Annotated in this window: 10 protein-coding genes and 1 pseudogene; 3 read left to right on the forward strand and 8 right to left on the reverse strand. The window is 45.7% G+C overall.

Annotation, left to right across the window (positions count from 1 at the left end):
• The first annotated feature begins 163 nt into the window (after positions 1–163).
• Positions 164–490, forward strand: a pseudogene (locus RMO84_RS08320) (DUF433 domain-containing protein).
• A 183-nt stretch (positions 491–673) separates the two neighbouring features.
• On the opposite strand, the gene RMO84_RS08325 reads toward RMO84_RS08320, so the two are convergent.
• Together RMO84_RS08325 and RMO84_RS08330 are read right to left on the reverse strand one after the other, a co-directional pair.
• Positions 674–955, reverse strand: coding sequence for a hypothetical protein (locus tag RMO84_RS08325; protein ID WP_310488000.1), 282 nt, complete (start codon positions 953–955; stop codon positions 674–676).
• Positions 956–961: 6 nt separating this feature from the next.
• Positions 962–1,249, reverse strand: coding sequence for a hypothetical protein (locus RMO84_RS08330; protein ID WP_310488001.1), 288 nt, complete (start codon positions 1,247–1,249; stop codon positions 962–964).
• Positions 1,250–1,581: 332 nt separating this feature from the next.
• Between RMO84_RS08330 and egtD the strand changes: the two genes are divergently transcribed.
• Positions 1,582–2,601, forward strand: a complete 1,020-nt coding sequence (gene egtD / locus RMO84_RS08335; RefSeq protein WP_310488002.1) for an L-histidine N(alpha)-methyltransferase — start codon at positions 1,582–1,584, stop codon at positions 2,599–2,601.
• A 60-nt stretch (positions 2,602–2,661) separates the two neighbouring features.
• On the opposite strand, the gene RMO84_RS08340 is transcribed toward egtD, so the two are convergent.
• The 6 genes from RMO84_RS08340 to RMO84_RS08365 form a co-directional block, all read right to left on the reverse strand.
• Positions 2,662–3,294: a Uma2 family endonuclease gene (locus RMO84_RS08340; RefSeq protein ID WP_310488003.1), complete on the reverse strand. Its 633-nt coding sequence runs from the start codon at positions 3,292–3,294 to the stop codon at positions 2,662–2,664.
• A gap of 181 nt (positions 3,295–3,475) precedes the next feature.
• A complete protein-coding gene (locus RMO84_RS08345; RefSeq protein WP_310488004.1) occupies positions 3,476–4,438 on the reverse strand; it encodes a glycosyltransferase family 9 protein in 963 nt (320 codons plus the stop codon).
• 197 nt (positions 4,439–4,635) lie between these two features.
• A complete protein-coding gene (locus tag RMO84_RS08350; protein WP_310488005.1) occupies positions 4,636–4,890 on the reverse strand; it encodes a DUF5340 domain-containing protein in 255 nt (84 codons plus the stop codon).
• Positions 4,891–4,955: 65 nt separating this feature from the next.
• Positions 4,956–5,840 carry an indole-3-glycerol phosphate synthase TrpC gene (trpC, locus tag RMO84_RS08355; RefSeq protein ID WP_310488006.1) on the reverse strand — a complete coding sequence of 295 codons (885 nt, stop codon included), beginning with the start codon at positions 5,838–5,840 and terminating at the stop codon, positions 4,956–4,958.
• Positions 5,841–6,052: 212 nt separating this feature from the next.
• The gene (holA, locus tag RMO84_RS08360; protein ID WP_310488007.1) at positions 6,053–7,048 is read right to left on the reverse strand and encodes a DNA polymerase III subunit delta; all 996 of its coding nucleotides are present in this window, start codon (positions 7,046–7,048) and stop codon (positions 6,053–6,055) included.
• A gap of 126 nt (positions 7,049–7,174) precedes the next feature.
• Entirely contained in the window at positions 7,175–8,317 is a 1,143-nt protein-coding gene (locus RMO84_RS08365) for a pentapeptide repeat-containing protein (RefSeq protein ID WP_310488008.1), read from the reverse strand.
• Positions 8,318–8,520: 203 nt separating this feature from the next.
• Between RMO84_RS08365 and RMO84_RS08370 the strand changes: the two genes are divergently transcribed.
• A partial coding sequence (locus RMO84_RS08370; protein WP_310488009.1) for a hypothetical protein occupies positions 8,521–9,531 on the forward strand: 1,011 nt, incomplete at its 3' end.

The raw sequence follows: 9,531 nt of genomic DNA on the forward strand, positions 1-9,531 counted from the left end.
AGCGCGTTGGGTTTCACTTTGCTCTGCTTGGTGCGCTAAACCGTCGGCAAAGCCGACGAGTGCGCATCCGCTACCCAACCTACGAATTAAATCTGTCGATCGAATTGTTACAATGAAAATAACTGACGATCGTCCGATATCGCGCACTCGGACAATTATCACCATGACTCGTCAAGAAATTGAGAATTATCTTCTAACCAGATCGCTTTCAGACAATGCAGAGATGGTTCAAAGCCTTACCAAAACCCTGAACATGAGTGGGAAGGGTATTACTCAGACTCCAGGTGTCTGTAGTGGTTCAGCTTGCATTGCCGGAACGCGAATTGCCGTTTGGTTATTAGTTGAAGCACAGCAACTGGGAATGAGTGAAGCCCAACTACTATAAGATTATCCTCACATCACCGCCGCCGATCTGGTTAATGCGTGGAGCTATGCGGATGCTTATACCGAAGAAATTGTCGCCGCAATTCGCATCAATAATGAGACGTAGCGGATATTTAGCACGACGGATCGGGCTAATAATTCCTGTCGAATCTAGTAAATAGCAAATACCCCATTAGGAGCATCAAATTCAACCCTGTATAAATTTAAAATATCTCGACCTACTAAAGCCATTTCTCCAATATCCTCCACCGAACAGCCGTAAACTCGAAATACAAAATGGCGGTAGCGATTACCTCCGGTAGGCTTCGCCAACGAATCTAATCCCCACCTCATGCGGAATTGCTAAACTTAATTGTCCACAGACTGGAATCCGTAAGGCTCGATCTGATACCTGAGCGTTAACTTGGATTAGCCACGGAATGGGCACGAGCGTACAATCCGAACCTGTATCTAAAATAGCTTGACCGACGACGGAAGGATGCTCAAATTTACCTGGTTGAATTAGTTCTAGTGGCATTACTGGAATTGCTGGAATATCCCCGCCTACAGATGTATAACGATAAGTTCCCATGATGTTCTATTTCAACTGGGGAGCCGAACGTACTAGTAGCTTGGGTTCTATTGTCATTACTTTACGGATAAATAAAGGGCGTGGTTCACCGTCTCCATAGAGTCTTAACAATAAGATTTCACGATCGACATCGGAGTCTAGTACTTGTCCATTTTCAAACCAAACATATCGACCCAAAAATTGCTCAATTAGCTGGGGTTTGGCTGTTTCAAACAGATCTGCTTGCTGCTCCATATAAGCCACAATTTCTGGTGCTGGATACGCAATAATATCGTTAGATTTGGCAATAGTCATAGATTGATTTGGGATACGAGGATGAATCGATCGGATTGTTATTTACTATTTTAAGGTGCTGGTTAGCCAGATTGGGAGATTGACGAGCTTGCTACCAAACTTAGTGTCTCAACAGAGCCGAGCGATCGTTTTCGTCTTCTCTCCAAGCCGACAGCATCGCTAAATCGATCGACAAGGAGGGCAATCCCTACCTATTTTTATGTCGATCGGAGGTTTTTATCGCGAAAAATGGTTACAGATAGAAACATTTCGCTACGATCGCAATAGATCGTTTTGTAGCTTAGTACACGATCGCTTTCGACCACAACCCGCTATCAGAAGGTACAACCTCCGTGAAAACTCAAATTAAAGAATACGAACGGCTGCAATGGATTAATCTCGATGCCGATTTGCCGGAGATCGATCGAGGTAGCGATATTATCGATGGCTTAAGGAGCAACCCGAAAACACTACCCTCGCGCTACTTTTATGACGATCTGGGTTCGGAATTATTCGAGCAAATTACCGATCTGCCGGAATATTATCCTACCCGCACCGAACAAGCGATTCTCGACACTTACGTTTCGGAAATTGTTGCACTCACGGGAGCTTGCGAACTCGTCGAACTTGGTAGCGGTAGTTCTCGCAAAACTCATACCTTACTGACAGCTTACTCTCAACTCGAAGACCCGCTCCATTATTACCCGATCGATGTCAGTGCTGGCATTCTCCGCACCACGGCACTGCAATTATTAAATGATTACCCGAAACTCAATGTCTGCGGCGTTGCAGGTACCTACGAACGCGCATTGGCTAATCTCCCACCCCGCATCATTCAAAACCGGATGTTGATGTTCTTGGGGAGCACGATGGGCAACTTGGACGATCGATCGTGCGATCTATTTCTGAATCAAGTTCAGCAGGCTCTCCAACCTGGTGAATTTTTCCTCTTAGGGGTAGATCTCCAAAAACCAATCGAGATTCTGGAAGCGGCTTATAACGATGCCCAAGGCGTCACGGCTGCTTTTAATCTCAATATTTTGCGCCATCTCAATTACAGCTTTGCTGGCGATTTCAATCTCGATAATTTCGAGCATTTTGCCTTCTTTAATACCGCTGCCAGCCAGATTGAAATGCACCTGAGAAGTTTGACGGCTCAGACAGCCAAGCTTAAGGATCTCGATCTAGAAATTTCGCTCCAACCGGGCGAAACCATTCACACCGAAATTTCTCGAAAGTTTAATCTACCAGCTCTAACAGATACGCTCGAATCCCACGCGCTCCAGCCTCTGAAAGTTTGGACAGATCCGCAGTCGTGGTTTGGATTGATTCTGTGTCAACGGCAATGTTTATTGTCGAATGATTGTCCTTGAATTAGTCGATCGTAATTTTTTGGAAAGGATATGGTTGTTACTGTCCAATATATCCTTTCCTCAATTACTCAGAAATCGACGTAGTTCGTTAATTGCTGCTCCAGTACCTTTTTCTTTAGCAACTACGAAACAAGCATCGATCGTTTGTTGAAGTAAAACATCTGGGAAATAACGACTAGTTTCGCTAACTTCGTATTTGTCAGCAGCTAACTGATAGATCGTTAATTGATAATTCTTAAATATCCATACCTCTGGTACATTGAAAGGTAAAAAATCTAACTCTGACGTGAAACTAGTTACATCAATTTCAATAGCTAAGTCTGGTGGTAAATCTACTTTCCAGTCGATCCGATCTTTGCCTACAACTGCCTGCCAATTATCGATATAAAAACAATAATCTGGCTCAATACCGCCCACTTCCGGTAGCTCCATCGTAATTGGTGTAAATGCCTCATAATTACGATTTTCATCATTTAGCAAAGCCTTAACGATATCTGCGATGATATTAGCTTCCCGTCCGTGTCTGGGTAATGGACTCATCAATAAAATTTCTCCATGACGATATCGCAGGCGGGGAATTGAGCCATTACCTCGATTATCGCGTAGTTGGCAAAAATCTTGCCACGAACCAGGAATCCGCAGTACCGAGCCAGGTGGAATTGAAATGCGATCTGCCGAAACAACTGCGTACACGATCGAAACTCCTGAGAATGAGATGAGCTACTTATAATAATTCTGCATCTAAATTAGTCCGGCGATCGATGATTCATCTATCTCCACAGGCTTATTTATATCTATCGAAGATCGAGACAGTGTCCACCAGCTAGATTTCAGCTATTCATAATATTATTTAAAAGTCCACTATCGACTCAAACTATCCTTTCCAGATTTTCTCTAAAATATCCGATGGTGGAATATCAGCGATTTTGCCTGTGCGGGATTTGATGGCGATCGATCGATCGTTGCCAGGTAATAGTTTCGCCGGATCGGATGGGCCGAATAGGGCGATCGTATAGGTACCGACAGCTACAGCTAGATGCATCGGGCCGCTATTGGTACAGAGCATGAGATTGGCACCAGCGATCGTGGCTGCGAGTTTGCCAATATCTGGGGGGCTAATTACTTTCAGCGTAGGGCAAAGTGTGAGTAGTGCTTCGATAAACTCATCATCTTCAGGGCCTTTGATGACGGCGACGGGGATATTTGGTTGTCGAGTTTGCAAGTCTTTGACAATCTGTTGCCACTGCTTGGCTGGATAAATACGATCGACACCGAGGGTCGGATCTGGTCTCGTCTCGCCGCCATGAATCAGCACGTAACCACTATCTTTGATCCCCAGTCGTTCCTGCTCGGCTTCTGCCCAGTCGAGATCGGATTTGGGGACATTGATGCTCACTGCCGGACAAGGGTCGGTTATGCCCAAGCCTCTCACCAGATCGTGAAACATCTGCGCCGCATATTGGTTGAGATTGAGCGAGACAGGATTGGAGAGAAATAATTTACTCGCACCCACATCAAAACCAATGCGCACAGGAATTCCTGTCAACCAGAGGAGTAAGCCCACACCAAATCGTCGCCCCAAGGACATGGCAACATCGTACTCGCTATCGCGGATGATGCCCAAAAGATTGCCCCAGTCAGCGGGGCCATTAACATCTTTGAAATCAAAGGGAATAACTTTGCGGACAGACTTGGAAACACGATATGCAGAAGTCGATCGAGGTTCGACGACGACATCAATTTCTGCGTCTGGGTAACGTCCTTTGAGATTATCGATCGTGGGGAAGAACAGGATTTGGTCGCCAATTCCACCAGGGACAAGAGCCAGGATACGCATTTGTACTCAAGTTACTGCTGTATTTACGATCGATTTTAGCAGTAATAGGGTGTGGTTGTGAGGTATTTGGTAGCCTTATTCACCTACCCATCGGGAAGTTGCGATCGCGCTTAGTGCTAGTAATTCGACTCCCGAAGAGCGAATGTTCGGCAATGCCGGACTCGGACGCAATCTTGGTACTAAGTTGTCATCACAACCTATTCCCTGGTAGTCACTTCCTGCTTGCCAATGACAGCATTGAGCGACCAAACATGTTCGATTTCCATCTGTTGATGCTCGCAGGTAACTTCCAGCAGCTTGTGCTGAGACAAAGCTTTGCGCAGAGTCACAATTAGCTGCTGAACGCGCTCTCTGACGATCGGGTCGCGATCGGCAGACATCATTGTTTGGCGTTCTAGCACTTGTAAAATCAGTTCGTAATGGACTAATGACGGTAGTTTAATGCGATCCATGAATATGCCTGCACCCGATCGAGATCGGGTCGGTAATTAGTTAAGTGAATAAATTACAGCTCAAACTAGGCTGCAAATAGATCGACGATGCCTTGTCCGGGATCGTCTTGCTTTACTAATGATTCCCCAATTAGCACAGCATTAGCTCCAGCCGCTGCTACTATTTTAAGATCTTTGGCAGTATGGATCCCAGATTCACTCACGATCGGGATCGATCGATCGAGTAATTGTTGCTGCCGCGATGCCAGCAGCGTCGAAGTGGTGTTCAGATCGACACTAAAATCGGCGAGATTGCGATTGTTGATGCCAATCAGCTCGACCCCATCTAGTCCTAACACTCGATCGAATTCTTCTGCTGTATGTACCTCGATCAGTGCTGTCATCCCCAACATCCGCACGATCTTGAGAAAATACTGAAGATCGATATTTTCCAAAATTGCGGCAATCAAGAGCACGGCATCGGCACCATGAGCGCGGGCGTAATAAATTTGGTAAGGATAGATGATAAATTCTTTGCACAAGAGCGGTAAATCCACGGCTTGACGCACAGCCGCTAGATTTTCAAAACTCCCCTGAAAAAAGTTGCGATCGGTCAATACCGACAAACAACTGGCACCACCGCGTTGATAAGCTTTGGCAATCTCCACCGCATCAAAATCGGCGCGGATCACCCCCCGACTAGGTGACGCTTTCTTGACTTCAGCAATGACTGCTGGCTGGGTTTTACCCGATCGTAAGGCACCCATGAAATCCACTGGTGGAGCGACGATGGCTACTTGCTTTTTTAACTTATCCAGAGGCAGTTTATCCCGTAGATAAGCTACTTCCCGTTCTTTGTCCCAGACGATTTCTTCGAGGATGTGTTCGGGTTTCCCATCGGGCACGACAATCTGATATTCGAGGGGGCCAACATTGACAGCTGAGCTAGGCGGACGACGGCGAATCTTCATTGAGGGGATAGGGGATAGGGGATAGGGGGTAGGGGTGGAAGTTCGGTTAATGCTGAGTAGAAGATCTTCCTATTGGTACATGACTTCGATCGAGAATCGGGCTTAAAGACAATTAACGATTAGTAATGATGAGCATGAGTAACTTAATTTTTATGAATCTAACTCCCCCACTCTAACAACTCTACTATGCTCTACTCCCTATCCCCTATCCCCTATCCCCTATCCCCTATCTTAAAGATTTGACACAACTCGATCGCGTGCATTTGCAGTGTCGAGTTAGGTTCGCTGCCGCGTTTGAGATTAAATTCCAAATCTAGTAACTTGGGCAAACTGGCGGCCAATCGATCGGCAGTAGTAGCTTGAAGTTCTTGCTTGATGAAAAATAGGCGTTTGGGGTTGCCGAGTCCGGCGGCGGTGGCAATGACTCGATCGTCCTTTTCACCCCCCTCTAAGAGCATTTTCACCCACAACCAGGTGCGAAATTGACCGACGAGAGTGGCGACAATTTTGAGTGCGGGTTCGTTGTGGTTTAACAACTCACTCACTAAATGTAACGCTGTTCCAACATCGCCTTGGCGAATCGCTGCTGCTAGTTGAAGACTGTTTTGAGTATTCGCGACTACCAGACTGGCGACCATCGCGCGATCGATCTGTTGCCCACCGCCACCAGCCAAAAGTTGTAATTTTTCCAGCTCTAGGTAGAGTTGACGCGTATTATTACCAACTGATTCACTCAGCAGTTGCACTGCATCTGGAGTAACTTTTAGTCCTAATTCTCTAGCTACGCTTTGGACTCGTTGAGCAATTTCTTCCGTTTTCCACGGCGGAATCAGGCTAAATTCTTGGACTTTGGCATATTTCTGAATCGTTTTAGTCGATTTTAATCTCCCATCTGGTTTGTTCTTACTCGTCAGTAATAAAATCGTCGTATCGGGAACTTGGGGTAAAGTTCGCTCTAGTTCTGCTAGCAATTGCTCCGAACACTGTTGCATTAAACTCGGCTCTGATAGCCACACCAAACGTTTGCCAGATCCAAATGGTGGTGTCATGGCCGCATCTAAAGCCGCGATTGTAGCATCTTCTTTGTCAGGGGTAATCTTTTCATAGTTAAAGCTTTTCCACGCCGGATCGATCGCCGATTTTTGAATGGCATCGACCGCTTTAGCGATCGCAAAGTCATCATCGCCCCAGTAGAGAATCACAGACATTTAATTAGTTGATAGTTGATAATTGATAGTTGATAATTGATAGTGGACATAACATTCCTAATTAATGTTCGAGAATATTGTAGGGTGTGTTATCGCGCAAGCGTAACGCACCAGCTCGCTAGCTACTTACAGCTCTTCATCAAACGATCGAGCGGAAGATGTTAGCAAGCGATTGGGAATGCTGCGACAACCCCCAGGAATCGTTTGTCGCGAATTCTCACCGCACCAGGCACAGCAATATTCTCGCTGTGATTCTGACATCCCGATCGTACCTGTAAAATCGACATCTTCTACTACAGCACCCGTAAATTCACCACTAATATAATCTGGCGGACGATCGGGAACGCGCGGACTAGCAGACTGAATATCGCCATAAAATAACCGAGTATTGGTAAGATTTGCACCGTTTAATCGAGCACGATATAAAATCGTTCTGGCTAAATTAGCTGTCGATAAATTACAGCCACTCAAATTAGTATCGATCGCATTTGCATCGCTGAGATCGATCCAGCGCAGATCGGTTTGTGCCAAATCGGTCTGTGCTAACATCACACCCAAATTGATGACCCGAGTACCATAGATCCGATCTTCATCATAGCCGCCATCACCATTGAGCACGACCTTGCCCAACCGCAAATCTCGCTGGAGGGGAGTGAGTAAGTTCGATCGCGAGAGAAAGCGCAAAACTCTAGCTTTGCCCTCGGCATTGACACTCCCTAAGAGTGCCGCAGTCCGCCCCACCGCAAAGGCGCGCTCCTGCGGCCAATCTTCCAAAAAACCATCATCATCTAAGACTAGAGCAGAAATTCCTTGAAAATAATTATCGATCGTTTGTTGTTGCGTAATGATATTTTGTTGACGATTGAGGCGATTTTGTTCGATCGTCAAATCGCGAGAAACGATATACTGCCGCCATGAGACAAAAGCAGCAATAGTAGCAATCGCAGTCTGTCCGAGCGCACCTCCCCACAATCCCAATGCACCCACAGCACTCCAATCTGTCCCTGCGGAGAGTCCGCCAATGTAACTAAAAAATCCGCCGATCCTAAGCAGACTGATGACAACAATTAACATCGTAATTGTCGTCACTATTTGCCGTTTTTGGTTTGAGGATAAGGATTTTGGGATGTTCGGACGGATGCTGCGATAGACGATCGGTAACGATAATCCCAAGGAGATCGCACAACCAGCGACAGTCAGACCAGTATTTTTAAATGCGATACCACACCCGATCGCGATAATTCCCAGCAGATTAAACCAAATTGCCATCGACCTATCATCTTCAGCTTGCGATCGGATTTCCTAATATAGGGATTTTAGCACGATCGCTAAAACGTACTTTAGCAACGGCAGCAAACATCGGTTTCAATTCTAGCCAAAACCAGCTAACTGAGACGAGTTAGTAATTTACATAGCGATTTGGGGATAACTAAACAGGAGCGGCAAGCCCATCTGTTAGTAATCTTCAATCTATGTCATCAGCATCTACCAGCGTCAACGATCCCCAAGATCGGCAAGATTTAGCCGAAATCCACAATTGTGTAGCAGAGACATTAGCCAGTCTCGATGTGGAAGGGGTGGAGTTTTTCCTCGAACTCGATGGGGAAACTCTCAAGCTGACACTCCAAACTAAAAAGTTTTTGGAAGCTCAGGATTTAGCCGTAGAGCTAGGCAAAAAAATCGAACTGGTTGCCGCAGCAGATATTCACCAATTAGCAGTTTACAAGCGTAAGACTGCTGAAACCAATGCATTTTTAATTAAAGAAATGGCTCTTGGAAAAGTGGAGCCACCAGAACCAGAAACAGAAGTGGCTGAGATGCCAGTCTCAAATCCTCCGTCACGGCAAATATCGAGCAACGCACTCAAAGATAAATCGGAGTCTAATTTTCGTCCGAATTTTAGAGCCTATGGGTTATTCAACTCGTACCTCCTCAGAACCGTTTCTGGCTTTTCAGCTTTAGGAATTGGGATCGCTGTTGTCTGGGGAATCTCACACATCTTCGGCAACATGGAGCAAAAACCGCTCACCTATATTGATATCAATCAATTACCGGGTTTAGGCACAATTAAAAACGATCCTGAGGTGATGGTATATCAGGTTAAGTTTCCCAGACGTACATATTCCTCTAGATTCGTGGTATTTTTACCAACTCATCCAGCTAAACCAAAACTCCCCTGCATATTCGTCGCCCCCTCTGCAACCGCACCATTGTACGGACAAACTATCGATGAAGAAAATATGGTTTATTGGAATTATATGAACTACGCTAAAGCTGGATATGCTGTCATCGCCCATGATGTCGATGGCTATATTGATGAAGTAGGACGCATCAGCAACCCGCTAAATCCACTGGTTTTAGATAGCTTAAAAGCCTATAAAGCCTCTGATGCTGGGGTATTAAATGCTAAATTAGCGATCGATTATGCGGTGGCAAGAATTCCCCAAATCGATCCCAATGCGATGTATACCGCTGGTACTGGT

The organism is Chamaesiphon sp. VAR_69_metabat_338 (genome assembly GCF_031423935.1).
Lineage (GTDB): Bacteria > Cyanobacteriota > Cyanobacteriia > Cyanobacteriales > Chamaesiphonaceae > Chamaesiphon.

Bases quoted from the DNA above. Each gene is read 5' to 3' on its own strand.
- RMO84_RS08325 (WP_310488000.1), bottom strand. From the start codon at position 955: ATGGGAACTTATCGTTATACATCTGTAGGCGGGGATATTCCAGCAATT.
- RMO84_RS08330 (WP_310488001.1), bottom strand. From the start codon at position 1,249: ATGACTATTGCCAAATCTAACGATATTATTGCGTATCCAGCACCAGAA.
- RMO84_RS08345 (WP_310488004.1), bottom strand. From the start codon at position 4,438: ATGCGTATCCTGGCTCTTGTCCCTGGTGGAATTGGCGACCAAATCCTG.
- RMO84_RS08350 (WP_310488005.1), bottom strand. From the start codon at position 4,890: ATGGATCGCATTAAACTACCGTCATTAGTCCATTACGAACTGATTTTA.
- trpC (WP_310488006.1), bottom strand. From the start codon at position 5,840: ATGAAGATTCGCCGTCGTCCGCCTAGCTCAGCTGTCAATGTTGGCCCC.
- holA (WP_310488007.1), bottom strand. From the start codon at position 7,048: ATGTCTGTGATTCTCTACTGGGGCGATGATGACTTTGCGATCGCTAAA.
- RMO84_RS08365 (WP_310488008.1), bottom strand. From the start codon at position 8,317: ATGGCAATTTGGTTTAATCTGCTGGGAATTATCGCGATCGGGTGTGGT.